Here is a 25,547-nt window from a genome sequence, read left to right as displayed (position 1 = left end):
GCAACAATTTGCTGGTCTTACACGTCTGTAAGATTGCAGGGAGAGGGGGATCCTTTGTGGTAGAGCAGGGACTCATCAGAGCCGCTCAATCGGGCGATCGCGACGCTCTAATCACCCTATTAAGAGAAATTGAACAACATGTTTACAGGACAGCTTTTTATATTCTGAATAATGAGCAGGATGCGCTCGACGCTTCCCAGGAAGCATTGATTCGGATTTATACCAAAATCGATTCCTATGAAGAGAAGGCACAGTTTAAAACGTGGATACAGCGGATCGTCACGAACATCTGTATCGACAAGTTCCGGCGGACGAAGCCTACAGTTTCGATCGACGAACATGAGCTCGTTTTTCAGGACAAACAGAATGTTGAGAAAGAGGTTTTATCCTCTTATTTGGCCCAGGACATCCAGGAGGCCATCAATCAACTGCCGGATCATCACCGGACTGTGATCGTCCTTAGATATTTGCAGGATTTCTCCTACAATGAAATCGCTGACTGTCTCAACCTGCCGCTGAATACGGTGAAATCCTATTTATTCAGGGCCAGACAGCAGCTACAGAACATGCTCCAAGAGCATCAGAAAGGTGGTGTATCAGGATGAAGTGTCCAGAGGTGGTGGAGTGGATGCACCGTTACTTGGATTACGACTTGGACGAAGAGGAAACCGTCAAGCTCTATGAACATTTGAAGACATGTCCTGAGTGTGCGGATACCTTTCGGCTGCTGAAATCGTTGTCCAGAGACCTCGAAGATTTGCCAAAAGTAACGCCTAAGTTCAGTCTCGTCGATGCCATCATGCCTCAGCTGGATGCGATCGATCAGGCGCGCCACGAGAAGAGCGCATCGCTCGAAGAAATGCCGGCACCTGCCGAAATGGTACCTGTTCCGTCCCGTCCGGCCCGCAAGGGCAAGTTCTGGAATACGGTAGCTGGACGTACAGCGCTCGGAGGCGCTGCGGCTGTAGTCATTCTTGGGGTGGCGGTGCTGAATTATAATCCGAAGCAACTATCTACGGCGGAAGAGCCGCCTGTTAATACGGCAGCCTCCAAGGAGGCAAGCGGCATGGACGCGGCGGCGACCTCAGGCGCAGAACAATCCAAGAGCAATGTTGTCGAACAAAATACGGGTTCTTCCGAGCCCGCACAGGATCCTTCAGAAGAGAAAACGCCGGCATCATCGGATCCTTCGCAGCTCAGCGAGAGCCAAGACGCCGGCAGCGACGCAGCGTCTAGCGACAAGGCCACCGGCCAGGAGGCCCAGACCTATGCGCAGCAGCAGGACTCGTCCAACACTCCGGCCCAGGATCCGGAGACCAGCCGGAAAGCGGACACCGGGAGCCAGGACAATGCCGGCAAAGCCGGGTCCACCGAGTCGGCTGACAATAGCACCGGCAACCAGGAAGGGGATGGAGGCCAGGCGACGCTTAGCGCTCCAACCGACACGGAGAGCCCGCCTCCGAAAGGGGATGGGGTTCAGAAGGATATCGTTCCTCCGAATGGAGACGGTGGTCAAGCGGCCGATAGCACCGCCCCTGAGGTTAACGGATCTCAAGAAGGCGACACGTCGGGACAAATGGGCATTATGGCCATCAAACCTAAGGAAGATTCGAACAAGTTCTATTCTCCTGACGGTCAGTATGCGGCCTCTGTCGAAAACAAAAAGCTGGTCATCTACAGCGTAACTTCGGACGGAAGCTCCAAGCAGGTAAGTTCCCTTGATCTGCCGGGAACGTGGGTATCGGGCGTGTGGTCTGCCGACAGCACCGTTTTTACGTACCAGACCACGGATGCCAGCGGCTCGACGGTAAGCCAGACGTATCAGGTGGGCAAACAGGACGGCTCCACACCGTAAGCCGCCTGATGACAAAGCATAAAAAATGTGCTGCTCATGATGCACACATGATAGAGATATGGAATAGGTTATATTACGCAGGATCCAAAACGTCGTATGACCACCGGCGGTTAAGTTTCTAGAGCTTTTCACGCCGGTGTTTATAATAGATGTGCTGGAACAAAGGGACCTTATGCGAACCGCAGGGGTCCTTTTGTTGTTGCGCGTTCACCCACCGTAATTCGGCCTGACGGGGGAGGCCTGTTTTTCTTCCCCGCCGTTTTTGGTAAAATGGATGTATCGCTTTTTTGGCCGGATGGACAGGGTATCGGAATGATGTACCTTGCGGAACGGGATTAGCAGATATCAATGGGCATGGATAGAGAAGGGGGAGCAACAATGGATGTAAAGGCGGCGGTGAAAGCGATCAGACAGGGTGATGTATCGCCGGTCTACCTCCTGTACGGAACTGAGAAATACCAGATGAATGAATTTACCTCACTGATGGAGGACCAGCTGCTGCAGAAGGAGGAGCGGGATTTTGCGATCGTACACTATGATCTGGCCGACACCCCGATCCAGGAAGTCGTGGAAGAGGCAGAAATGATTCCTTTTATGGTGCAGCGAAAGCTTATTTTCGTTCGGGATGCAGCCGTATTTACCGCAGGGAAGGACTCAGGCAAAGTCGAACACCGCATGGAATCACTGCTTGAGTACATCGGCAATCCGGCAGATTACAGCGTGCTGATCTTCCTGGTGAACAACGAGAAGCTGGACGAGCGCAAAAAGGTCGTTAAGGCCGTTAAAAGCGCCGGCACGGTGCTTTCCTTTATGCCGATGGGCAGCGACGAGCTGCTGCGGTGGATCGAGAAGAAGGCCAAGCAGCGCGAATGCAGCTTCGCCCCGGGGGCGGCGGAGATGCTGGTCCGCAACGCGGGCACACAGCTGCAGACGCTTGCAGCCGAAGTGGACAAGCTGTGCCTGTATGCCGGCAGCGGCGGCACCGTGACGACGGACATCGTGGACCGGCTGGTGGCGCGGAGCACGGAGCAGAACGTATTCGCCCTCGTCGAGGAGATCGCCAACCTGCGGCTGGACCAGGCGCTGGGCATCTTCTATGAGCTGTTGAAGCAGAAGGAGGAGCCGATCAAAATCGCCGCGCTGATCGCCCGCCAATTCCGCATTATTTTGCAGGTGAAGGACCTCGGCGGCCAAAGCTTTTCGCAGCAGCAAATTGCTTCCCAACTGGGACTGCATCCTTATGCGGTCAAGATTGCCGGGGAGCAGGCGCGCAAGTTTCAGCCGAACCAGCTGAAGGCGATCCTCAGCAGGCTCGGAGATCTGGATTACCAGATGAAGACCGGGGCTATTGATAAAGTGCTCGGCCTGGAGCTGTTCCTGCTCAGACTGGCGGGGTAGCAGCGTAACAATCGAATTGATGTGAAGGAGGCACCGTTTTTGCGCTTTGGAGCGTAAGGGCGGTGTTTTTTATTCTATCATTCATTCCATCAGGTCAGAGGGCAAGGAGGCATGCTGCTGTGCCTTAACCGGGGTGCGAGGCTATTTCTCTAATTCAGATTGTCCTCCGGCAAGTGTGCAGCATATTCTACCTTATGATTGTTCCAGACCAAAAACTATATAGAAATGGTGGAGTTCGCATGCGCTGGTTAGAAGTGAAGCAGAGAGGCCCGCTCGACGGGAGCGTGATCATTCCAGGGTCCAAGAATAGTTCCCTCGCCCTCATCGCCGCTGCCGTTCTTGGAGACACACCGACAATACTGGAGGGCATACCGGATATTAACGATATCCGCGCCATTGGAGAAATTGGAAGCCGCATCGGCCTGCAGGTGAGCAAAAATGATGACGGCCATTTTGTTGTGGATTCAACCCGGATTCATTCATCCGTCCTCGATCAGGCGCTGACGTCTTCGTTCCGCGCTTCCTATTATCTGATCGGGGGGCTTCTTAGTAAGTACAAGCGGGTGACGCTCGGTTATCCGGGGGGGGATAATTTCGTGGAGCGGCCCATTGACCAGCATATGAAAATATTCAGGGCGTTCGGGGCGGACGTGACCCTGGAAGAGAAACAGTACACGGTATCGGCAGAAAAGCTCACGGGCACCGACTTTTGCTTCGATCTGCTGACATCCGGCGCAACGATCAATGCGGTGCTGCTCGCTTCGCTGGCGGCCGGAATCACCCATCTGCACAACTGCGCGACGGATCCGGAAGTGGTGGACGTCTGCCAGCTGCTGAACCGGATGGGAGCCGACATCACTGGAGCCGGTACGGACACGATCCGTATACGCGGCGTGAAGTCTCTGACAGGATGCCGGTATCGGGTGATCCCCGATCGTCTCATTGCGGGGGCGTTTATGATGACGGTGGGCATCACGGGCGGTACGCTGACACTAAAGCAGGTCATTCCCGAGCATATGCGGTCCATCATGGCCAAGCTGAGCGAAATCGGCATTGAATTTGAAAGCGGGGACGATTACATTATCGCCAGCAGCCAGGGGAATATCAAGCCGACGCGGGTACGGACGGGCATGTATCCCGTGTTCAACTCCGACATGCAGCAGCCGATTACGAGCCTGCTCCTGAAGGCGCCGGGCTACAGTGCCGTTAGGGAAAAGGTGTACCCGTACCGTTTCAGTCATGTTGCCCAATTAAACCGGCTTGGCGCCGATATCCAGGCGAAGAACGGCTATGCCATCATTAAAGGCGGCAGACCGCTGCACGGCGGCTACGCCCATGCGACCGATGTCCGGGCGGGAACCTGCCTGATCATGGCCGGCCTGCAGTCGGAGCAGGCAACGCGAATCACGGGCATCGAGCATATTGAGCGCGGCTATGAGGACGCGGTGCATTTGTTCGGCCAGGCGGGGATCGGGCTGGTGATCCACGAAGGCGAACCCGCTCCGGACGGCACGGAATATACGACAACGGCGTGAGCGTCGGCCGGCTGCTTAGGGCTGTTTTAGCTTACGTGTTCTTGACGGCAAACAGCCCCCAAACCGGAAGAACGGCAGAGGGGGCTATTTCGATTAGTTTTATGACTCGGATCAATCTTATACGAGACACAAAACGGTTCTAGCCGTCAATCGCTTTAGTCGAGGCCTGCTGAGCGGACAAGCTCCCGAAACGCTGGGACCAGTAGGCGAGGCCCATCGTCAGCAGCAGGAATAACCCTGTAATGAGGAACACGGTATGAATGCTGAACACGCCGCTGATCGCGCCGCCCGCAAGCGGTCCCAGCATGCCGCCGAGCTGGTTCGCGGTCTGGTTGAGGCTGAAGGCCCTTCCGCGGAAATCGCTCGGCGTAGACCGGACGACAAGCCCGTTCAGCGCCGGGAATACGGCGCAGAAGAAGCAGCCGTACAGGAAGCGGACGACCGAGAACGCCCAAATGTTATGAAACGGGATCTGGAGGAGCGAACCTATGCCTCCGGCGAACAAGCCGATCATCAGTATTTTCTGGAACCCGACCTTGTCGGCCAGCTTGCCCCAGCGCGGGGCGAAGATGATGCTGGCGATTCCGACGAGCGAGAAGATGAAGCCCGCCAGGATGGACGCATCCGATGCCGAGTGGCCGATCTCCACAATATAGAGGGAGAGCACCGGCTCGATGGTCATGACCGAGAACTGTGTCACCATGGTGAGCACCAGGACAATCATCAGCATTTTGTTGACAGCTGCCTGCTTCAGCGTGTTAAACACCGAAAGTTTGCCTTTGCTCGGGACGAATTTTTCCTCTTTGACATAAAAGATAACGAGCAGCGTGGCCAGAAAGCACAGCACGCCCGCACTGCCGAAGGCCAGCCGGTTGTCGAACACCTTGGAGAGCACGCCGCCGAGGAGGGGCCCCATGATGCTTCCCGTAGCCGTGGCCGTGGACATGGTGGACAGCGCGTAGCCCACCCTTTTCTCCGGGGTGTTGGTACCGACAATTGCAATGGCTCCCGGAATAAATCCGGAGAGAAGCCCCTGCAAAATACGCAGGATGAGCAGCTGCACCGGATGCGTGACAAACGCCGTCAGCAAATAAATGATGCACAGCACAAAACCTGCGCGGATGATCATCGGCTTGCGGCCGTATTTGTCGCCGACGGATCCCCAGAACGGAGATGAAAGCGCTCCCGCAAAAAACGCTGCGCTGAACAGCAGACCGGACCACATCTCAATGTTTTTGGTGACACCGATTTCAATCAGAAACAAGGGAAGAAAGGGTACCACCATCGAGAAGCTTGAGGACACGATCAGCGAGCCGAACCATAAAACCCATAGATTTTTCTTCCAGCTTTCCATAGACGTCATCTCCTGTTAAACCTAGTATACAGCACATGGGTTGTCCACTTGCTTCATGAGGCTGCTTCGAACATGGCTGTCCGTGCTATATAAAAGAGCAAAAGGCGCGCCGCTATGGCGTTGTCAGCTCTGTACGCGTTTCGAAAGAAAATTTAAAAGTCCTGATCAGCTTGGGAGCTGCTCAGGACTTTTCCATTTCATCGTATGGATAGCGCTCCCTTAGGCTTGTGCACTGAGAGCGTTAAGTTTTTTCGCCAGGCGGGACTTCTTGCGGCTGGCTGCGTTCTTGTGGATCAGGCCTTTAGTTACGGCTTTGTCCAGTTTTTGGGATGCAGCTTGAACAGCAGCTTTAGCAGCTTCGACTTCATTATTCGTCAGCGCAGAATCGGCAGCCTTCACAGCTGTACGAAGCGCGGATTTTTGGGAAGCATTAAGCGCACGGCGTTTGTCGCTTGTTTTCACGCGTTTAACGGCGGATTTAATGTTTGGCATTGCATTCACCTCCTGTAAGGCATTCGAATAGCTCGAAATGATTCACAACTTAAAATAGTTTAGCATGGGGTACTCTAAAAAGCAATACTATCATCGCGTTCCAAAGGTTTGGATTTTAAGAGGCACATGGATCGGCGTCGTATGAACGGTGTCCGGTGTAAAAAGGTTGTGCATAAACTGGCCGCCGCTCCCGCAAACTATCCATAACAAGCCAAAGGAGGCAGATGTATATGGAGTTGGATTTGCAGCGCTATTCCGTGCGGACCGACCTGGCGGTCGACGCCAGGGAAATGGCGGGCCATGCCGGACCGATCCCGGGGGTCGATGAAGAGATTACGGAGAAGGACGGCATCAAGATTACCCGCCTTAACGTGCTGAATGAGGCCGGTTCCCAGGCCATCGGCCGCGTCAAAGGGCATTATATTACCTTGGAGGTTCCCGGACTCCGCAACGGGGACACGAAGCTGCAGGAGCAGGTAGCTGAGGCCTTCGCGCGCGAGTTTGAGGATTTCCTGGCGCTGATCGGGATTCAGAAGAAACAGACGGTTCTGATCGTCGGGCTTGGCAACTGGAATGTGACGCCCGATTCGCTGGGACCGCTTGTGGTGGAGAACGTTCTCGTCACCCGGCAGTATTTTCAGCTGATGCCGGATCAGGTGGCCCCGGGATACCGGGAAATCAGCGCCATCGCCCCGGGGGTGCTTGGACTGACGGGGATCGAGTCCAGTGAGATCGTGCAGGGGATCGTGGAACGGACGAAGCCGGACCTGATCATCGCGATCGACGCGCTGGCATCCAAATCGCTGGAGCGCGTCAACACGACGATCCAGATCGCCGACATCGGCATCCATCCCGGCTCTGGCATCGGCAACAAGCGCCGCGGCCTCACCAAGGAAGTGCTTGGCGTTCCGGTCGTTGCCATCGGCGTGCCGACCGTATGCTACGCTTCGACGATTGTGAACAATGTCATGGAAATGATGAAGAATCATTTCGGCCAGGAGACGAACCAGACCCGGCAAATTATGGGGATGCTGGACGATATCAACGAGCAGGAGCGCCTCGCTCTGGTCAAGGAAGTGCTCGAACCGCTCGGCCACGATCTGATCGTCACGCCGAAAGAGATTGACGAATTTATCGAAGATATCGCCAATATTGTCGCGAGCGGTTTGAACGCCGCCCTGCATGACGCGGTAGACCCCGGAAACACGGGAGCCTACACGCACTAGGAGGTGCAGCTCCTCCTCTCTCTCTTCTATCATAAATGAGGGAGCCCGAATCTATCGGGCTTTCTTTTTTTGGTTCTATCGAATCTCTCCGGCTCATAGAGTTGAAGTATAAGAGATTTCAGGAGGACAACAGAATGAAGAGGAATGGTTTTCAGCTTTGGAATATCGGCAAATGGAGAGCCAGACTGCTGTATTTTCTGTCTATGGGACGTACCTTTGTGCTGCTGGTGGTCGGATCGCTGCTGTTTTTCTTACTTCTGGGATTGGGAGGGATGGCCGAGCAGAAAATCAACGATTCTCCGGTTTCTTCTATGAAAGGATTCGCCGGCTCCGTATCAAGCAATTTCTTCATTGATATGTTAGGCATGGAACTGCCCCACCTGAATAAAGAAAAAGGGAACTCGACTTTCTCCGGGGAAAACATGACGACATTCGTATTCCAGATGCTGACCAGCGTCAACCCTAAGGATCCGAAAAGCCTGCTGGCCCGGGAAATGCCGGGCATGGGGGCGAACGATCCGGTGCTGCTGAGGCATTCGGCAGGCAATGACAACGTCGTTCCTCCCGAAGATTATAATCCGCCTGCGGAAACGGCGGGACAAACGGATACGGCCGGACAAAGCGATAACGCTTCAGCCGATCCTCAGAAGAACGGTGCGGGTCAGGCCGGAACCGATCCCGGAAAGATCACCGACTCCGGCAAGGGCACAGACAAGCAGCAGGATGCGCCGTCCGGTCAGGTACCGGACGCCGGCGGCAAGAAAGGTGCCGGAGAAGGAACGCCTTCCAAGGACAATGGAGGTACGGGACAATCTTCGGCGGTGAACTCCAAAAACAAATCGATCCTGATCTATCACTCTCATCCGAGAGAAGCGTACAACCCGCTGCTGGGTAAAACCAGCGACAACCCCAGCTCTACGTCTCCGTCGCAAAACGTTATGCTGGTCGGAAGCTATGTGGCGAAGAAGCTTGAGCAGCTCGGCATCGGCACCGCCCATTCGGAGCAGGATTACATGACGACGGTGGCCGACTATAACTATAACTTTTCCTATAAATATTCCCGCGAGACGGTGAAGGCTGCGATGAGCCAGAACAGCGGCATGAAATACCTGATCGACATTCACCGGGATTCTCAAGGGCACAGCCGGACGACGAAAGACATTAACGGCAAAAGCTACGCACAGGTCTTCTTCATCATCGGGCACGGCAACAAAAACTGGCGCAAAAACGAAGCCTTCGCCAATTCCATCCATGAACGGCTGGAAAAAGCCTATCCCGGATTGTCCCGCGGCATTTGGGGGAAAGATTCCTCCATGGGCAACGGGGAATATAACCAATCGCTGTCGGAGAACAGCATTTTGATCGAGGTCGGCGGGATCGACAGCACCGATGCGGAGCTGAAGCGGACGTCGGAAGTATTGGCACAGACGATCGCGGACGTCTATTACGCGGATCAAAAGGCGGAAAAGGCCAGCACCGATCAAACGGCTCCCGCCAAGAAAGATAATAAAAGCTGAGAAAGCAATGAGCCAAGGGAGGTATGATCATGTCAAAATGGGCTAAAAAAGTGTGCGTGCTTGGAATTTGGGCAGGCATCGGCGTACTGGTCGGCATGCAGCTGGCCAGTCCGGATGCTCCGGCGCCCGCGCCGCAGGCGCAGACGGCGGCTGCCGCGGTGCAGGCCGGGCCGCAGCAGGGAGCTTCTACGCAGCAGCGGCAACAGCCTTCCCAGCCGCGCCAAAGCTCGAACCGGTTCAAGGCGGCGGACGAGCAGCCGCAGCAGGAACAGGTCGAGGTCCAGGACTGGCATGAGAAGACTCCCGAACAGTTGCTGGTGGACCAGGGCGGCACGCCGACGGTCGACGTGCTGGCAGATAAGACGGCAGGCCTGCTGCAGGAGCTGTCCCAAAAGGGAATCCGCCTCGTCGTCTCCCTCTTCAGCAACGTGACGGAATAATGCGGCAGGTGGGATTGCTGGCCTTTCCTCCAACTGTTATAATGAATTGATTACACATCAGGCTGTTTTTGGGGGTAAGGCATGACAGACGTACAAGCAAGGCAAAAGAACATTCGAAATTTCTCCATTATCGCCCATATAGACCATGGCAAGTCGACGCTTGCGGACCGTATTCTTGAATATACGGGCGCCCTCACCTCGCGTGAAATGCAGGATCAGGTGCTGGACCAGATGGATCTCGAACGCGAGCGGGGGATTACCATCAAGCTTCAGGCCGTTCACCTGACTTATCGCGCCGATGACGGCGAGGAATATTTGCTGAACCTGATCGATACTCCCGGACACGTCGACTTTACGTATGAAGTTTCCCGAAGCCTGGCCGCCTGCGAAGGCGCGCTGCTGGTGGTGGACGCCGCCCAGGGAATCGAAGCGCAGACGCTGGCCAACGTCTATTTGGCACTGGATAACAACCTGGAGATTCTTCCGGTCATTAACAAAATCGACCTACCGAGCGCCGATCCGGACCGCGTGAAGCAGGAAATTGAAGACGTTATCGGTCTGGACGCAAGCGACGCCGTTCTCGCCTCGGCGAAGGCCGGCATCGGCATCAAGGAAATTTTGGAGCAGATCGTCCAGCAGGTACCGCCGCCAAACGGTGATCCGGATCAGCCGCTGAAGGCGCTCATTTTTGACTCGCATTATGATCCTTACAAAGGCGTTATCGTGTATGTGCGCGTCATTGACGGCAGCATCAAAGCGGGCTCGAAAATCAAGATGATGGCTACGAACAAGACGTTCGAGGTCATCGAAGTCGGCGCGTTTAAACCGCGGATGACGATCGTGGACGAGCTTAGGGTCGGCGATGTCGGCTTTATCGTAGCGGGCATCAAGCACGTGGGTGATACCCGGGTCGGCGATACGGTCACTGATGCCAAAAATCCGACACCCGAGGCGCTGCCCGGCTACCGCAAAATCAACCCGATGGTATACTGCGGTTTGTACCCGATCGAGACGTCCGATTACAATGACCTGCGCGAGGCGCTGGAGAAGCTGCAGCTGAACGACGCTTCGCTGAGCTTCGAGCCGGAGACGTCGAGCGCGCTCGGCTTCGGCTTCCGCTGCGGCTTCCTCGGGCTGCTTCATATGGAGATTATCCAGGAGCGGATCGAACGCGAATTCAACATCCCGCTCATTACGACGGCGCCGAGCGTTATTTACCGCATTACGCTGACGAACGGCGACACGATCGAAATCGACAACCCGTCCAACTATCCGGAAATCGGGAAAATCGAATACGTCGAGGAGCCGTACGTCAAGGCGGCGATCATCGTGCCGAACGATTACGTGGGCACCATCATGGAGCTGTGCCAGAGCAAACGCGGCGAATTCGTCAATATGGAATACCTGGATACGACCCGGGTTACGATCACGTACGAAATTCCGCTGTCCGAAATCGTGTACGACTTCTTCGATCAGCTGAAGTCCGGCACGAAGGGCTATGCTTCCTTTGATTACGAGCTGTCCGGCTACCGCCGCTCCAACCTCGTGAAGATGGACATCCTGCTGAACGGGGAGCAGGTCGACGCTCTCTCCTTCATCGTGCACCGCGACCGCGCATACCACCGCGGACGCGGCATCTGCGAGAAGCTGCGCGAGCTCATTCCGCGGCAAATGTTCGAGGTGCCGATCCAGGCTTCGGTCGGGACGAAGGTCGTCGCCCGCGAGACGGTCAAGGCGATGCGCAAGAACGTCCTCGCCAAGTGTTACGGCGGCGATATTTCGCGGAAGCGGAAGCTTCTCGAGAAGCAGAAGGAAGGCAAGAAGCGCATGAAGCAGGTCGGCAGCGTCGAAGTGCCGCAGGAAGCCTTTATGGCTGTCCTGAAAATCGACGACAACTAGTCAGTTTTTACCAAGCTTATAGAGATCATTGGACCATTCCACGGGAGAGCCGCTGCGGCTTTCCCTTTCTAAATATAAGGAGGGAATTTGCGATGGCGATGTTGAATCCGCAAGGGACGCCAAGAGTTAAGTATCAGGGGAACCGTAAACCCCAAGCGGTTTATCTGCACATTCCCTTTTGCACGAATAAATGCTTTTACTGCGATTTCAATTCCTATGTGCTGAAGAACCAGCCGGTGATGGAATATTTGCAGGGGCTGGAGCGGGAAATGGAACGAACCGTCAAAGAGGTTCCTCCCGGTAAAATAACGAGCATTTTCGTCGGCGGGGGAACCCCGACCGTGCTGAAGCCGGACGAAATGGAGTATTTCCTGAAGACGGTCAAGACGTATTTTCCGGACTGGTCGGAAGATATTGAATTTTCGATGGAGGCCAATCCGGGGACAACTGACCTCGAGAAGCTGGCTGTGATGAGAGCGGGCGGCGTTAACCGCGTAAGCTTCGGCGTACAGGCGTTTCAGAACGAGCTGCTGAGCGGCATCGGGCGTATCCATGATACGGATGATGTGTACCAGAGCCTGGAGAATGCGCGCAAAGCCGGCTTTGACAATATGTCGATCGACCTGATGTTCGGCCTGCCAAACCAGACGGTGAACATGCTGGCAGAGAGCGTGAGCAAGGCGCTTGCGCTGAATTTGCCGCACTATTCGATCTACAGCCTGAAGGTTGAGGAGAACACGCTTTTCCATACGATGTACCAGAAGAATCAACTGCCGCTGCCCAATGAGGACGACGAGCTAAAGATGTATTTGCTGCTGATGGAGAAAATGAAGGAAGCGGGTTACGAGCAGTACGAAATCAGCAACTTTGCGAAGCCCGGATTCCACAGCCGCCACAATATGGCCTACTGGCTGAACGAAGATTATTACGGCCTTGGCGCGGGTGCCCACGGGTATGTCGGCGGCATGCGGCATATGAATATCAAAGGGGTTAATCCGTATACGGAAGCGACCAAAGAGGGACTGCCGAGAATGGAGAGCTTCGAGGTGCCCCGGGAAGAGGCGATGGAGGATTTCCTCATGGTCGGCCTGCGTGTCTTGAAGGGAGTGTCCCGGACGCATTTCGAAGAGCAGTTCGGCGTATCGATGGAAGACATGTTTGCCAAACCGCTGCATAAAATGCTGAATGCGGGGCTGCTCGAGGAGACGGGCGACGGGTACCGCCTCAGCGAACGGGGAATCCTGTTCGGCAATGACGTTTTCGGCGAATTTATAGGCTCGCTCACCGTAAAATAACCGCTTGAACTTCTATGCGTGTTGTTGTATATTTATTCATATCATTGACAGCACGTGTGAGGGGGAATGGCCATGCCGGCGGTAGTTATTTGCCGTAAAGCGGTGCCAGAGGACGTAGAACCGCTTTTCGAAATGATCGATGGTTATGCACAGAAGGGGATCATGCTGCCGCGCTCTCGCAAAGTGCTTGAGGAGCAGCTGGACCAGTTTGTCGTGGCCGAGGCGGACGGGAAAGTGATCGGCTGCGGCTCGCTCTGCCAGTTAGGCGCAGACCTGGTGGAGATCCGCTCCCTGGGAATTGCGGAAGGGCACAAGGGGACGGGAATCGGCTCCAAACTGGTGAGCAAGCTCACGGAAGAGGCGAGAAGACAAGGCATTCCCAAAATTATGGCCCTGACGTACGAAGTATCGTTTTTTCTGAAAAACGGATTTTCGGTTGTGGAAAAAGAGATTTTTCCCGAGAAGGTTTGGACCGATTGCGTGAACTGCGCCAAGCAGCATGCATGCGATGAAATAGCTGTTCTTAAGATGCTGAACTGACTTGACAATGCTCATGTCAGTTTGGTATTTTTGTATTAACGGTTAGCACTCATCTCTTTAGAGTGCTAACGATGCTCGAAATAAAGGTCACCAAGGGGGGAATGGTATGCTTACCGAACGTCAAAGAATGATACTGAATGCCATTGTGGACGACTATATTCGCTCCGCTGAACCCGTAGGCTCCCGCAGCATTTCGAAACGAGGCGATGTCGGCTACAGTCCGGCGACAATCCGCAACGAAATGGCTGATCTGGAAGAGCTGGGCTTTTTGGAACAGCCCCATACTTCGGCCGGCCGCATTCCATCTCATAAAGGTTACCGGTATTATGTCGATCATCTGGATCCGGCCTATTCGGCGCCTCCGGGGGAAATTCGGCTGCTCCGCAAGTTTTTTGCCGAGAAGCTCAGCGCGATGGAGCAGGTGATCCAGCATGCAGCCATGATACTATCCCATATGACGAATTACACTTCCATCCTGCTTGGACCGGAAGTTTTTCATACTTCACTGCGGCATTTTCAGCTGCTTCCGCTTAACGAGGAAACCGCCGTCGCGATTATCGTGACGAGCACGGGACAGGTGGAGAACAAGACGGTTCAGCTTCCGCCGGATGTGCCGGTCTCCGAGATCGAGAAAGTCGTCAACCTGCTGAACAGCAAGCTGATGAATGTACCTATATATAAGCTGAAGACAAGATTATATACAGAACTCGGCCAGGAGATGGAGCGCCATATTTCCAACTATGAAGAAATCATGAAGGTGCTGGACAACATATTCCTGGACGGTGAGGCCGACCATCAGCGGCTGTATTTGAGCGGAACGACCAACATGCTGACCCAGCCGGAGTTCAAGGATGTCGATAAAGTGAAGACGATCCTGGACCTGCTCGAAGAGACGCCGACGCTTACGAAGATGATGGCGCCCCAGGATGGGGGCGGCATTCAGGTGCGGATCGGCACGGAGAACGACCATGAGGCGTTTGCCAACTGCAGCCTGATCACGGCGACTTACTCGCTTGAAGGGGAAGCGCTCGGCACCATCGGCATTTTGGGCCCGACGCGGATGGAATACGCAAGGGTCATGAGCATTTTGAACATATTGTCCAAGGATCTGACGGCCATGCTGTCACACTGGTATAAATAAGGGGGAGAGGACGGATGAGTCAAGGCCAGCAGCCGGTTCGCGAGGGTGAAGAACGCTACGCAGCCCTGCTTAACAACAGCAATGCGGTCCGTGCCATCACCTCTGCGGTGGAAGGGACGCTCGGCCCCAAGGGGCTGGACGTCATGCTGGTCGGCTCCCGCGGGGAAGTCATTATTACCAATGACGGCGTGACGATCCTCGACAAAATGGACGTAACGCATCCCGCCGCCAGATTGCTGATCCAGGTGGCCCGCAGCCAGCAGAAGCAGGTCGGCGACGGAACGACGACGGCAACGGTGCTCGCGGGAGCGCTGGTGCAGGAAGGCGTTGCGCAAATCGTCAGAGGTGTCCCTGCTTCCAAAGTGGTCGCCGGGATGCAGCAGGGCATTCGCATGGCGGTGGAAGCGCTGCGGCGCCGGACCCGGGTTATTGAAGGGCTGGACGATCCGCTGCTTGCCAAGGCGGCTTATGTCGCCGGACGCGAGCGCGAGGATATCGTCCGCCTTGTCATGGAAGCCGCTTCGAAGGTGGGGACCCGGAAGCTGAGGGAACCCGGCTATTTGCTAGCCGATGCGGTTACCGCCCACGAGAAAGGCGATAATGAAGTATATGAAGGCATTCTTTTGAAGCAGAAGCCGCTTCATTCGCATGATAGACCCGTGCTGAAGAGCACGAAGATTCTCGTCCTGCACGACGCGCTCGAGCCGGAGACGCTGGATGAAGAGGTTTTGACGACGGAAGCCGGCTTTGCCCGGTACATGGAGCTGCGCGACCGCTTCAGCAGCGAGCTTCACGTGCTGGCCGACCTCGGGGTGGGGCTTGTTCTGCTGGAACGGGGAATCCATCCCGATGCCGAGCAGTTCTGCATGGACCACGGCATCATGGTGGTGCCGCGCGTGAGCCGCAGCGACCTGCTGCGCGTCAGCGAGATGACAGGGGCGGTGCCCATGCGGCGCACCGCCTTACATAAGGAGCGCGATTCGCTTGCCAAGCTTCTGGGGAATTCCCCCTATGTGGCTTATGACGAAAGGCTGGAACGCGTGCGGGTCAGCAGCGGGGGGCAGGAGCGCGAGCCGTTTGTCACGCTGATCGTCGGGGCGAGCACCGCGGAAGTCGTCGGGGAATCCGCCCGGATTGCCGCGGATGCGGCCTCGGCTGTACAAGCCGCCGTTTCCGGCGGGGTGCTTCCGGGCGGAGGTACGGCCGAGCTGGCCGTCTCCTACGAGCTGGAGCATCAGCGGGAGGCGGTGAAGGGCATGGAAGCCTTCGGCATTGCCGCCGTGGCAGCGGCACTGCGCAAGCCCATGGCACAGATTTTGCTGAACGCCGGCTACAACCCGCTGGAGAAGATGGAAGAGGCGCGTGCCGCCCAGCTTGCGGAAGACTCCGACTCCATGGGCATCGACTGCGATACCGGGCTCGTCATTCGCTATGAGGAGCGGGGGATCGTCGATCCGGCCCTGGTGAAGATTCATGGGCTGGAGGCCGCGGGTGAGGTGGCGGCTGCCGTGCTCCGCATTCATAATGTCATCAAAATGAGAGGCTATGGCGGTCAGGATGAAGATTGAGTTCTTCGGACCGCATGAACCGATGAACAAAAGCATGATCAGTTTACCAAGGAGGTGAAGACATCTTGAACGAAAATCAACCATTTCAAGACAGTGAAAACGAATTGAACCAACAAACCAATGAAGAAGTGAATGAACATACAGCCGAGGCGGAGGCTAGCCAAGCTGGTGAGACAGCTTCGGAGGATGCTTCTGAAGGGACGGCTGCGGAGAATGAAGCATTGGACGCTGCTGCTCTGAAGAGCGAAGTGGAGCGTCTGCAGGGGCTGGCTGACGATTATCAGCAGCGTGCCATCCGTACGCAGGCCGACTTCGACAATTTCCGCAAACGGACCCAGAAGGAAAAAGAGGACCTGGCCAAGTATGCATCCACTAAACTCGTGACCGAGCTGCTGCCTGTCGTGGATAATTTCGAACGGGCTCTCGCCGCTGCCGGCGAAGGCAGCGAAATAGAGTCCTTTACGAAAGGCGTAAGCATGATTTTCCGCCAATTGGAAGGCGTGCTTCAAGCGGAAGGGCTGCAGGCTATGGTTACCGTCGGCGAGCCGTTTAATCCGGAATATCATCAAGCCATCATGCAGGTGGAAAGCGATGAATACGAGGAAGGCATCGTCGTTGAGGAAGTGCAAAAAGGCTATATGCTGAAAGACAAAGTGCTTCGTCCAGCCATGGTTAAAGTCAGCATGTAAATCCCTGCTGTTTAACATATAAGTATTGATCCACCATTTCTTATATCCCAGAGGAGGAAACCATACATGAGTAAAGTTATCGGTATTGACCTTGGTACGACTAACTCCTGCGTAGCCGTCATGGAAGGCGGCGAGGCTGTCGTTATCCCGAATCCGGAAGGTGCGCGTACGACCCCTTCGGTTGTCGGCTTCAAGAAAGACGGCGAGCGCATCGTCGGCGAAACGGCAAAGCGCCAGTCCATTACGAACCCTGACCGTACAATTATTTCGATCAAACGCCACATGGGTACAAACCATAAGGAAACGATTGACGGCAAAGAGTTTACGCCTCAAGAAATTTCCGCAATGATTCTGCAAAAGCTGAAATCCGATGCCGAGGCTTATTTGGGCCAACCGGTAACCCAAGCGGTTATTACGGTTCCGGCATACTTTAATGACAGCCAGCGCCAAGCGACCAAGGACGCCGGTAAAATCGCCGGTCTGGAAGTGCTGCGGATCGTCAACGAGCCGACAGCTGCGGCTCTCGCTTACGGTCTGGAAAAAGCGGAAGATCAAACGATCCTCGTATACGACCTTGGCGGCGGTACGTTTGACGTTTCGATCCTGGAGCTGGGCGACGGCTTCTTCGAAGTTAAAGCGACGAGCGGGGACAACCACCTCGGCGGCGACGACTTCGACCAAGTGATCATCGATTACCTCGTAAGCGAATTTAAGAAAGACCAAGGCATCGACCTGAGCAAGGACAAAGCGGCAGTTCAACGTCTGAAAGACGCTGCGGAAAAAGCGAAAAAGGAATTGTCCGGCGTTCTGACGACGACGATTTCCCTGCCATTTATTACGGTGGCGGACGGCGTACCTCAGCACTTGGAGGTTAACCTGACCCGTGCCAAGTTTGAAGAGCTGTCTGCCGATCTGGTGGAACGTACTCTTGGACCAACCCGTCAAGCGCTCAGCGATGCGGGCATGAGCTCCAGCGACATCGACAAGATCGTCCTTGTCGGCGGTTCCACGCGGATTCCGGCCGTACAGGAAGCGATCAAGCGTCTGACCGGCAAAGAGCCTCATAAAGGCGTTAACCCGGACGAAGTGGTGGCCCTCGGTGCTGCGGTGCAAGCCGGCGTGCTGACAGGCGACGTGAAAGACGTCGTGCTTCTCGACGTCACTCCGCTCTCCCTCGGTATCGAAACCGCAGGCGGCGTATTTACGAAAATGATCGAGCGCAACACGACGATCCCAACCAGCAAATCGCAAATTTTCTCGACGTATGCGGATAACCAGCCAAGCGTTGAAATCCACGTACTGCAGGGCGAACGCCAAATGGCGGCGGGCAACAAAACGCTCGGACGCTTTATCCTGGGCGACATTCCGCCAGCACCTCGCGGCGTACCGCAAATCGAAGTTACATTCGACATCGACGCCAACGGTATCGTGAACGTATCGGCTACCGATAAAGGAACGAACAAAACGCAGAAGATCACGATTACGTCTTCGAGCGGTCTCAGCGACGACGAAGTGGAACGCATGATGAAGGACGCCGAGGCGCATGCCGAGGAAGACCGTCAGCGTAAAGAACTGATCGAAGCGAAGAACAACGCCGACCAGCTCGTGTACTCCACCGAAAAAACGATTAAGGACCTTGGCGACAAAGTCGACGCTTCCGAAGTCGAAAAAGCCAATGCTGCGAAGGACAAAGTCAAAGCGGCCATCGACTCCGACGACCTGGAGCAGATCAAATCCGCTACCGAAGAGCTGACCGAAATCGTGCAGCAGCTGTCCGTGAAGCTGTATGAGCAGGCTGCTCAAGCACAGCAGGCTCAAGGCGGCGAAGGCAATGCCGACGGCGCAGCAGGCTCCGCGAAGAAGGACAATGTCGTTGACGCGGACTACGAGGTTGTTGACGAGGACAAAAATCAAGGTTAACCTATAGAAAGTTATGTTCAGGAATAGGGAAGTCAAAGCCGGGGCATCCCGCTGCTTTGGCTTTCCTTTTGTCCATGAACCGGAGCATGACTGAAATATTGGGGGTGGAAGAGTGGCTGAAAAGCGTGACTATTATGAAGTCCTGGGCGTCGGCAAGGACGCTTCGGATGATGATATCAAAAAAGCTTACCGGAAGCTGGCCAGGCAGTATCACCCGGACGTGAACAAGGCGGATGACGCCGAGGCCAAGTTCAAAGAGGTCAAGGAAGCCTACGATGTGCTCAGCGACGGGCAGAAGCGTGCGACCTACGACCAGTACGGCCATATCGATCCGAACCAGGGCATGGGCGGAGGATTCTCCGGTGCGGACTTCGGCGGCATCGGTGATATTTTCGACATGTTCTTCGGGGGCGGAGGACGCCGTGACCCGAACGCGCCGCAGCGGGGGAACGATCTGCAGTATACGATGACGATCGAGTTCAAGGAAGCGGTATTCGGCAAGGAATCGGATATTACCATCCCTAGAACCGAAAACTGTGACACTTGCCACGGCTCGGGAGCCAAACCGGGAACGAAGCCGCAAACCTGTTCCGTCTGCCACGGCAGCGGGCAGCAGGAAGTCGTCCAGAACACGCCGTTCGGACGGATGGTCAACCGTCGTACCTGCTCCAACTGTAACGGTACGGGTCAAATCATCAAGGACAAATGTACGACCTGCCACGGCAGCGGCAAAGTGAAAAAGCAGCGCAAAATTCACGTGCGCATTCCTGCGGGCGTGGACGACGGCGCCCAGCTGCGCATGACCGGCGAAGGGGAAGGCGGTCTGCGGGGCGGCCCGTCGGGCGACCTGTACATCGTCATCCGCGTGAAGCCTCACGACTTCTTCGAGCGGGAAGGCGACGATATTTACTGCGAGGTTCCGCTCACCTTTGCCCAGGCGGCGCTTGGCGACGAGATCGAGATCCCGACGCTGACCGAGAAGGTCAAGCTGAAAATTCCAGCCGGTACGCAAACGGGTACGTTCTTCCGACTCAAAGGCAAAGGCGTTCCGCGTCTGCGCGGCATCGGACAGGGCGACCAGCACGTGAAGGTCGTCGTCGTTACGCCTAGCAAGCTCAGTGACGAGCAGAAGGACCTGCTGCGCCAGTTTGCCTCCCTGGACGGCGAGCAGACGCATGAGCAGGAGCAGTCTTTTTTTGACCGCATGAAAAAAGCGTTCCGCGGGGAGTAACCGCGCAATTGCAGTATATAGGTAAGACGTCTTCCGATAACCTTCAGGAAGATGGATCGTATTTAGAAAGTCCGGCCGTGGCGGCCGGGCTTTTTTTGCATGCAAACCCATAGACGTTTCCAGTTCCCGGCCCGGTTGTTTCCTGCGCATAAAAGGGACCGCGCTTGCACAGCCTAAAACCGCACGTGAGAAGCCGTAAACGCTTAATCCATATAAAAAGCAGGTGATGCAAGTGTCTGAAAAGAGCATTCTGGCCTATTTTAAAAGTCCGGAAGAAGCCGAGGGTGTAGCCAAAAAGCTGCGCGCCCTGCGGGTGGTAGACCTGTCCATCGACCGCTTCAGCCGGTTTCCGAGGGCTTCGATGTACAGCACCGGCCCATTTACGGGTGGGATGCCCAGCCTGACGTCTGTGACTTATGGCACAACATACAGCGATAAGGATGTCTCCATTCTGGCCGCAGCCGATCCGTCCGCAAGCGGGATGAGCGACGGCGGACAGGGAGGGCCGACCGGCCGGGATATCATTCTGAGCGTTGTGGTCGAGGAAGAATCGTTCGAGAAGGCAAGGAGAATCGTCGAGGAAGCCGGCGGCTTCGTCTAGGCGCGAAAGTGGGACCGTAACATTTTCTAAAGGTGAATAGTTTCGTTCAAGGAAAGGATGGGAGCTTGATGGCTAGCCGCGATAAAAAAGGCAAAATCATGACCAAGACGGAAAAAATCAAGGAACTGATGTCGATGAAAAACGAGGATGTCGAGTTCTCAGGCGTTCTGGCCGATGCGGACGATGTGGAAGCGCTCCGCCGCAGCGAGGAGGCTGACGAGCGTCAGCTCCGCAAAATGGATACCGGCTGGACGGATGAAGATTAAGAATGCATAAAACCGTGGGAAAGCGCGATGCGGACCTGCGGTTTTTTTGTTAGCGGGGAGCCCTAAATTTTGTACTCGGCCGCCGATGTATAGTACAATGGTACTTATGCATAGGTCGAGGAGGAATTTAACGAATTATGTTATGGCATGAATTTACAATACATACCACGGAAGAAGCCGTGGAAATGATTTCAAATTTTTTGCATGAGGCCGGCGCTGGCGGTGTATCCATCGAAGAGTCGGGAACCCTGAACAAGAAACGGGATACGTCGTTCGGGCAATGGTACGAGATGCCTCTCAACGATATTCCGGAAGGACAGGCGGAAATCAAAGGGTATTTTTCCGAGGAGTCCCCTGTGGAGCAGATCATTGCCGAGGTTAAGGAACGGATCGGGCAGCTGCATGAGTACGGAATCGACACGGGAGAACTGCGCTACGAGCTCAAGACAGTGAATGAGGACGACTGGGCTACCGCCTGGAAAGCTTACTTTAAACCGCTGAAGGTATCGGAGCGGCTGACGATCAAGCCGACCTGGGAGGACTACACGCCGGCGAATGAGGCGGAGAAAATCATCGAGCTCGATCCTGGAATGGCGTTCGGCACAGGAACCCATCCGACGACGGCGCTCTGCCTGCGCACGCTGGAGAAGGTTATCCGGGGCGGGGAGGAAGTTATCGACGTCGGAACGGGCTCCGGCATTTTGGCCATTGGGGCCGTCCTGCTCGGCGCGAAGCATGTGCTTGCACTGGACCTGGATCCGGTGGCGGTGTCGAGCGCCAAGGAAAACAGCCAATTGAACGGCATGCTGGATCATCAGATTACGGTCAAGGAAAGCGATCTGCTGTCCCTGTTAAGCGGTGATCAGCGCGAAGATCTGGGCGTTACCCTGCCGGTCCAAGTGATCGTCGCCAACATTTTGGCCGAAATCATTCTGCTCTTTATCGACGACGTGTACCGTGCACTCGAGCCGGGAGGCGTCTACATCGCCTCAGGCATTTACAAAAATAAGGAAGACGTCGTTCAGCAGGCGCTGAAGGACTCCGGGTTTGAGATCGAGGACGTTTGCCGTGACGAAGACTGGGTAGCCTTTGTCGCGAGAAAGAGGTCGTGATGGATTTTCTGAACAATATTCTCAGGTTTCCGCTGGAAGAGCTTCCGTTCGTCCTGATCGTGCTGGTGATCGCCTTTACGGTGCATGAATTTTCGCATGCGTATTTTGCCTATAAATTTGGAGATCCTACAGCCAAACTGCTGGGCAGGGTAACGCTGAATCCGGCGGTTCACTTCGATTTTCTCGGCGTCCTGCTGCTGGTGATCGCAGGGTTTGGCTGGGCCAGACCAGTCCCGGTCAACCGCGACAACTTCAAAAATCCCCGCCTCATGGGCGTGGTCGTGTCGGCGGCGGGGCCGCTGAGCAACTTCGTTCTGGGTATCATCGGGGCATTCATTTACGCCCTCCTGATCGCCACGGGGGTGCTGGACGGGATTACGAACGAAAGGCTGCTGTTCGCGATCACGACGTTTTTGCGCTATTTCTGCTTCATGAACTTTTTCCTGTTCTTATTCAACCTTATCCCGCTTCCGCCGCTGGACGGATACCGCATCGTCGAAGATATCGTTCCGCCGCGGGTACGGATGAAGCTGCAGCAGTTTGAGCAGTGGTCCATCTTTATTTTCCTGCTGATTCTGTTCATTCCGGTGCTGCAGATGTATACAATCAGTCCGCTGTATATGTGGGCTAACAGCATCAACTACCAGTTCGTGTTCTCCTTCCTGAAATTGTTCGGCGTGTCGATATAATCGGAGCGGGAACGCGAACGTTCGAGGCCGTATTCGCTTGTTGAATAGGGTCTGGTCATGCGAACCTAAAAGTTGTATGATGAAGTTTGTGATTTTGGAAATAGGATGTTGATAAAGGTGCAGAGATATTTTGTATCACAGGAGCAGTTTAAAGGCGATACCGTCGAGATTACCGGTGAGGATGCACGGCATATCGCCAAGGTTATGCGCAGCAAAGAAGGGGACACCTTTATCGTCAGCGACGGCCGCGAGCGGGAAGCGCTGGTGGAAATCCGGTCGATCGACCAAGGGGTTGTCACCACCGCTGTCGTCGAGATGCTGGCGATGACCCAGGAGCCGCGGGTTAAAGTCACTATTGCCCAGAGCCTCCCTAAAGGAGACAAGATGGAGACGGTGATCCAGAAATGCACCGAGATCGGTGCGGCGGCATTTGTTCCTTTTTTGTCGGAGCGAACCATCGTGCAGTACGATGCCAAGAAGGAAGAGAAGCGCATCGTCCGCTGGAGCAAAATCGCCAAAGAGGCGGCTGAACAGAGCCACCGCAACCGGGTGCCCGAGGTCGGTTATCCGATCCATTGGAAAAACCTGCTGGCTTCGTTTTCGGCGTATGATGCGGTATATTTCTGCTATGAGAAAGAACACGGTCTTCAGCTGCGGGATGCAGTGAAGCCTTGGATAGAGAAGACCGGCGCTGCCGCAGGCCTGCAGGTGCTTCTGATCGTGGGGCCGGAAGGCGGCTTCAGCGTAGAGGAGTGCCGGGCGGCGGAGGAAGCCGGCGCGGTCAGCATCGGCCTGGGACGGAGAATCCTGCGCTGCGAGACGGCGGGTATGGTTGCCCTGGCCTGCATACTTTATGAATCCGGAGAAATGGGGGGAGCTTGAACATGCCATCCGTTGCATTTTATACGTTGGGCTGTAAAGTGAATTTTTACGATACAGAGGCCATTTGGCAGCTGTTTAAAAATGAAGGCTACGAGCAGGTGGATTTCGAACAAAACGCAGACGTTTATTTAATTAATACCTGTACCGTAACCAATACAGGCGATAAGAAGAGCCGGCAGATCATCCGTCGCGCCGTGCGCCAAAATCCGGAAGCGATCGTCGCCGTGACGGGCTGTTATGCGCAGACCTCACCGGCCGAAATTTTGGACATTCCCGGGGTTGACCTCGTCATCGGGAACCAGGATCGGGATAAAATCATTCCGTACGTGAATCAAATCCGCCAGTCCCGCGAGCCGATCAATGCGGTACGCAACATTATGAAGACGCGCGTATTTGAAGAAATGGACGTTCCTGATTTTGCTGACAGAACCCGGGCGTTTCTGAAAATCCAGGACGGCTGCAACAACTTCTGCACGTTCTGCATCATTCCATGGTCGCGCGGGCTTTCACGCAGCCGGGATCCGAAGAGCATCGTGACTCAGGCGCATCAGCTGGTGGAAGCGGGATACAAGGAAATCGTTCTGACCGGCATCCATACCGGCGGCTACGGCGACGACCTGGACAGCTACCGCCTGTCGGACCTGCTGTGGGATCTCGACAAGGTGGACGGGCTGGAACGCGTACGCATCAGCTCCATCGAGGCTAGCCAAATCGACGAGCGGATGCTCGACGTGCTGAACCGTTCCTCGAAAATGTGCCGCCACCTGCACATTCCGCTGCAAGCGGGGGATGACACGGTGCTCAAGCGGATGCGCCGCAAGTATACGACAGAAGAGTTTTACAACAAAATGCAGCTGATCCGCCAGGCGATGCCGGATGTCGGCATTACGACGGACGTTATCGTCGGGTTCCCGGGCGAAACGGACGAAATGTACCGGAACGGCTATGAGCTGATGAAGGCGATCGGGTTCTCGGAAATGCACGTCTTTCCGTATTCCCAGCGGAACGGCACGCCGGCCGCGCGGATGACCGACCAGGTGAGCGAGGAAGTGAAGCATGCGCGGGTGCGCGAATTAATCGCGCTGTCCGAGCAGATGCAGCTGGCGTATGCCCAAAAATTCGTCGGCCAGGTGCTGGACGTCATTCCGGAAGGCACTTCCAAAGGAACCCATGGTCCGGGCAAAATGCACGGCTTCAGCGATAACTATCTGCAGCTGATCTTTGACGGTCCGGAAGACCTGCAAGGCAAGCTGTGCCGAGTTAAGCTGACCAAAGCCGGCGTTCACGAGTGCGAAGGTCAGCTGGTGCGTGTGCTGGACGAAAGACCGGGACAAGCGGTTTAATTTGTATATAGCAAGGTCCCTGTGCATTTCGGGATCTTGGGCGAATGGCAAGGATTTCATTTCCGGCAGCACCGGAGGTGAAATCCTTGTTTGTACTAGGGCATGAGGAGGAGGAGCGGGTGATGAGGAAGGAAATATCGGCAGGAGGTGTCGTGTTCCGCCGCATCGGCGGCCAGCTGGAGATTCAGCTGATTCTGGACCGCTACGGCAAAATTTCGATGGCCAAAGGCAAAATGGAGCCGGGCGAAACCGTTGAGCAGACCGCGCTGCGCGAAATCGAGGAAGAGACGGGCATTATCGGCAGCATCATTTCCCCCGTGGACATTATTAAATATATGTACAACCATCCGATTCATGGCCAGGTTCAAAAAGAAGTTCATTATTACCTGGTAGAGGCGGTCGGCGGATCGCATCGGCCTCAGGTGGAGGAGATCAGCGGTGTGGCCTGGTATGAGCCGCTGGAGGCATGGCTCCGGCAGGATCAGAACGGGTATGATAATAATGACCGGATCGTGCGGAAAGGGCTGTCCTTGCTCGGCATCGAGGTTTAAGAC

At 55.3% G+C, this 25,547-nt stretch carries 24 protein-coding genes; 22 read left to right on the top strand and 2 right to left on the bottom strand.

What is annotated here, in order from left to right; genetic code table 11:
* Positions 1 to 56: 56 nt before the first annotated feature.
* The 4 genes from MKY74_RS27720 to murA all read left to right on the top strand — a co-directional run bounded on the left by MKY74_RS27720 (position 57) and on the right by murA (position 4,788).
* Positions 57 to 605: an RNA polymerase sigma factor gene (locus MKY74_RS27720; RefSeq protein WP_076169765.1), complete on the top strand. Its 549-nt coding sequence runs from the start codon at positions 57 to 59 to the stop codon at positions 603 to 605.
* Positions 602 to 1,855, top strand: coding sequence for a zf-HC2 domain-containing protein (locus tag MKY74_RS27715; protein WP_076169766.1), 1,254 nt, complete (start codon positions 602 to 604; stop codon positions 1,853 to 1,855). Before MKY74_RS27720 ends, MKY74_RS27715 begins: the two co-directional genes overlap by 4 nt.
* A gap of 378 nt (positions 1,856 to 2,233) precedes the next feature.
* The gene (holA, locus tag MKY74_RS27710; protein ID WP_076169767.1) at positions 2,234 to 3,253 is read left to right on the top strand and encodes a DNA polymerase III subunit delta; all 1,020 of its coding nucleotides are present in this window, start codon (positions 2,234 to 2,236) and stop codon (positions 3,251 to 3,253) included.
* A 239-nt stretch (positions 3,254 to 3,492) separates the two neighbouring features.
* Complete coding sequence (murA, locus tag MKY74_RS27705) at positions 3,493 to 4,788, top strand: UDP-N-acetylglucosamine 1-carboxyvinyltransferase (RefSeq protein ID WP_076169768.1); 1,296 nt, start codon at positions 3,493 to 3,495, stop codon at positions 4,786 to 4,788.
* A gap of 139 nt (positions 4,789 to 4,927) precedes the next feature.
* Here the strand turns inward: murA and MKY74_RS27700 are convergent, their stop codons facing one another.
* Positions 4,928 to 6,142, bottom strand: coding sequence for an MFS transporter (locus MKY74_RS27700; RefSeq protein ID WP_076169769.1), 1,215 nt, complete (start codon positions 6,140 to 6,142; stop codon positions 4,928 to 4,930).
* A gap of 219 nt (positions 6,143 to 6,361) precedes the next feature.
* Positions 6,362 to 6,634 carry a 30S ribosomal protein S20 gene (gene rpsT, locus MKY74_RS27695; RefSeq protein WP_076169770.1) on the bottom strand — a complete coding sequence of 91 codons (273 nt, stop codon included), beginning with the start codon at positions 6,632 to 6,634 and terminating at the stop codon, positions 6,362 to 6,364.
* 230 nt (positions 6,635 to 6,864) lie between these two features.
* On the opposite strand from rpsT, the gene gpr reads away from it, so the two are divergent.
* The 18 genes from gpr (at position 6,865) to MKY74_RS27605 (ending at position 25,544) form a co-directional block, all read left to right on the top strand.
* Entirely contained in the window at positions 6,865 to 7,860 is a 996-nt protein-coding gene (gene gpr, locus MKY74_RS27690; RefSeq protein ID WP_076169771.1) for a GPR endopeptidase, read from the top strand.
* A gap of 134 nt (positions 7,861 to 7,994) precedes the next feature.
* Entirely contained in the window at positions 7,995 to 9,377 is a 1,383-nt protein-coding gene (locus MKY74_RS27685; protein WP_076169772.1) for a stage II sporulation protein P, read from the top strand.
* Between the two features lie 29 nt (positions 9,378 to 9,406).
* Positions 9,407 to 9,817: a hypothetical protein gene (locus tag MKY74_RS27680; RefSeq protein WP_084203869.1), complete on the top strand. Its 411-nt coding sequence runs from the start codon at positions 9,407 to 9,409 to the stop codon at positions 9,815 to 9,817.
* Positions 9,818 to 9,898: 81 nt separating this feature from the next.
* Entirely contained in the window at positions 9,899 to 11,716 is a 1,818-nt protein-coding gene (lepA, locus tag MKY74_RS27675) for a translation elongation factor 4 (RefSeq protein ID WP_076169773.1), read from the top strand.
* A 98-nt stretch (positions 11,717 to 11,814) separates the two neighbouring features.
* Entirely contained in the window at positions 11,815 to 13,011 is a 1,197-nt protein-coding gene (gene hemW, locus MKY74_RS27670; protein WP_076170142.1) for a radical SAM family heme chaperone HemW, read from the top strand.
* A 72-nt stretch (positions 13,012 to 13,083) separates the two neighbouring features.
* The gene (locus tag MKY74_RS27665; RefSeq protein WP_076169774.1) at positions 13,084 to 13,551 is read left to right on the top strand and encodes an N-acetyltransferase; all 468 of its coding nucleotides are present in this window, start codon (positions 13,084 to 13,086) and stop codon (positions 13,549 to 13,551) included.
* A 106-nt stretch (positions 13,552 to 13,657) separates the two neighbouring features.
* Complete coding sequence (gene hrcA, locus MKY74_RS27660; protein ID WP_076169775.1) at positions 13,658 to 14,692, top strand: heat-inducible transcriptional repressor HrcA; 1,035 nt, start codon at positions 13,658 to 13,660, stop codon at positions 14,690 to 14,692.
* A 14-nt stretch (positions 14,693 to 14,706) separates the two neighbouring features.
* On the top strand, positions 14,707 to 16,260 hold the full coding sequence (locus MKY74_RS27655) for a TCP-1/cpn60 chaperonin family protein (protein ID WP_076169776.1): 1,554 nt from the start codon (positions 14,707 to 14,709) through the stop codon (positions 16,258 to 16,260).
* Between the two features lie 65 nt (positions 16,261 to 16,325).
* On the top strand, positions 16,326 to 16,949 hold the full coding sequence (grpE, locus tag MKY74_RS27650) for a nucleotide exchange factor GrpE (RefSeq protein ID WP_076169777.1): 624 nt from the start codon (positions 16,326 to 16,328) through the stop codon (positions 16,947 to 16,949).
* A 66-nt stretch (positions 16,950 to 17,015) separates the two neighbouring features.
* Positions 17,016 to 18,869, top strand: coding sequence for a molecular chaperone DnaK (dnaK, locus tag MKY74_RS27645; protein ID WP_076169778.1), 1,854 nt, complete (start codon positions 17,016 to 17,018; stop codon positions 18,867 to 18,869).
* 112 nt (positions 18,870 to 18,981) lie between these two features.
* Entirely contained in the window at positions 18,982 to 20,100 is a 1,119-nt protein-coding gene (gene dnaJ, locus MKY74_RS27640; RefSeq protein WP_076169779.1) for a molecular chaperone DnaJ, read from the top strand.
* 232 nt (positions 20,101 to 20,332) lie between these two features.
* Positions 20,333 to 20,701, top strand: coding sequence for a hypothetical protein (locus MKY74_RS27635; protein ID WP_076169780.1), 369 nt, complete (start codon positions 20,333 to 20,335; stop codon positions 20,699 to 20,701).
* A gap of 68 nt (positions 20,702 to 20,769) precedes the next feature.
* Positions 20,770 to 20,967, top strand: coding sequence for a YfhD family protein (locus MKY74_RS27630; protein WP_076169781.1), 198 nt, complete (start codon positions 20,770 to 20,772; stop codon positions 20,965 to 20,967).
* A 137-nt stretch (positions 20,968 to 21,104) separates the two neighbouring features.
* Complete coding sequence (gene prmA / locus MKY74_RS27625; RefSeq protein WP_076169782.1) at positions 21,105 to 22,079, top strand: 50S ribosomal protein L11 methyltransferase; 975 nt, start codon at positions 21,105 to 21,107, stop codon at positions 22,077 to 22,079.
* Positions 22,079 to 22,768: a site-2 protease family protein gene (locus MKY74_RS27620; protein WP_076169783.1), complete on the top strand. Its 690-nt coding sequence runs from the start codon at positions 22,079 to 22,081 to the stop codon at positions 22,766 to 22,768. The genes prmA and MKY74_RS27620 overlap by 1 nt, the downstream gene beginning before the upstream one ends.
* 117 nt (positions 22,769 to 22,885) lie before the next feature.
* Complete coding sequence (locus tag MKY74_RS27615; protein WP_076169784.1) at positions 22,886 to 23,650, top strand: 16S rRNA (uracil(1498)-N(3))-methyltransferase; 765 nt, start codon at positions 22,886 to 22,888, stop codon at positions 23,648 to 23,650.
* 2 nt (positions 23,651 to 23,652) lie between these two features.
* Positions 23,653 to 24,993, top strand: coding sequence for a tRNA (N(6)-L-threonylcarbamoyladenosine(37)-C(2))-methylthiotransferase MtaB (mtaB, locus tag MKY74_RS27610; RefSeq protein ID WP_076169785.1), 1,341 nt, complete (start codon positions 23,653 to 23,655; stop codon positions 24,991 to 24,993).
* A gap of 122 nt (positions 24,994 to 25,115) precedes the next feature.
* Entirely contained in the window at positions 25,116 to 25,544 is a 429-nt protein-coding gene (locus MKY74_RS27605; RefSeq protein ID WP_076169786.1) for an NUDIX hydrolase, read from the top strand.
* The last annotated feature ends 3 nt before the right edge of the window (positions 25,545 to 25,547 follow it).

This window comes from Paenibacillus sp. FSL R5-0378 (assembly GCF_038009285.1).
GTDB classification, from domain to species: domain Bacteria; phylum Bacillota; class Bacilli; order Paenibacillales; family Paenibacillaceae; genus Paenibacillus_AQ; species Paenibacillus_AQ favisporus.
This window is presented reverse-complemented; position numbering and strand designations above follow the sequence as displayed.

Bases quoted from the DNA above. Each gene is read 5' to 3' on its own strand.
- hemW (WP_076170142.1), top strand. From the start codon at position 11,815: ATGTTGAATCCGCAAGGGACGCCAAGAGTTAAGTATCAGGGGAACCGT.
- holA (WP_076169767.1), top strand. From the start codon at position 2,234: ATGGATGTAAAGGCGGCGGTGAAAGCGATCAGACAGGGTGATGTATCG.
- MKY74_RS27685 (WP_076169772.1), top strand. From the start codon at position 7,995: ATGAAGAGGAATGGTTTTCAGCTTTGGAATATCGGCAAATGGAGAGCC.
- rpsT (WP_076169770.1), bottom strand. From the start codon at position 6,634: ATGCCAAACATTAAATCCGCCGTTAAACGCGTGAAAACAAGCGACAAA.
- hrcA (WP_076169775.1), top strand. From the start codon at position 13,658: ATGCTTACCGAACGTCAAAGAATGATACTGAATGCCATTGTGGACGAC.
- prmA (WP_076169782.1), top strand. From the start codon at position 21,105: ATGTTATGGCATGAATTTACAATACATACCACGGAAGAAGCCGTGGAA.
- MKY74_RS27700 (WP_076169769.1), bottom strand. From the start codon at position 6,142: ATGGAAAGCTGGAAGAAAAATCTATGGGTTTTATGGTTCGGCTCGCTG.
- murA (WP_076169768.1), top strand. From the start codon at position 3,493: ATGCGCTGGTTAGAAGTGAAGCAGAGAGGCCCGCTCGACGGGAGCGTG.
- mtaB (WP_076169785.1), top strand. From the start codon at position 23,653: ATGCCATCCGTTGCATTTTATACGTTGGGCTGTAAAGTGAATTTTTAC.
- MKY74_RS27715 (WP_076169766.1), top strand. From the start codon at position 602: ATGAAGTGTCCAGAGGTGGTGGAGTGGATGCACCGTTACTTGGATTAC.
- MKY74_RS27605 (WP_076169786.1), top strand. From the start codon at position 25,116: ATGAGGAAGGAAATATCGGCAGGAGGTGTCGTGTTCCGCCGCATCGGC.
- MKY74_RS27655 (WP_076169776.1), top strand. From the start codon at position 14,707: ATGAGTCAAGGCCAGCAGCCGGTTCGCGAGGGTGAAGAACGCTACGCA.
- dnaK (WP_076169778.1), top strand. From the start codon at position 17,016: ATGAGTAAAGTTATCGGTATTGACCTTGGTACGACTAACTCCTGCGTA.
- lepA (WP_076169773.1), top strand. From the start codon at position 9,899: ATGACAGACGTACAAGCAAGGCAAAAGAACATTCGAAATTTCTCCATT.
- MKY74_RS27680 (WP_084203869.1), top strand. From the start codon at position 9,407: ATGTCAAAATGGGCTAAAAAAGTGTGCGTGCTTGGAATTTGGGCAGGC.
- MKY74_RS27630 (WP_076169781.1), top strand. From the start codon at position 20,770: ATGGCTAGCCGCGATAAAAAAGGCAAAATCATGACCAAGACGGAAAAA.
- MKY74_RS27665 (WP_076169774.1), top strand. From the start codon at position 13,084: ATGCCGGCGGTAGTTATTTGCCGTAAAGCGGTGCCAGAGGACGTAGAA.
- MKY74_RS27620 (WP_076169783.1), top strand. From the start codon at position 22,079: ATGGATTTTCTGAACAATATTCTCAGGTTTCCGCTGGAAGAGCTTCCG.
- gpr (WP_076169771.1), top strand. From the start codon at position 6,865: ATGGAGTTGGATTTGCAGCGCTATTCCGTGCGGACCGACCTGGCGGTC.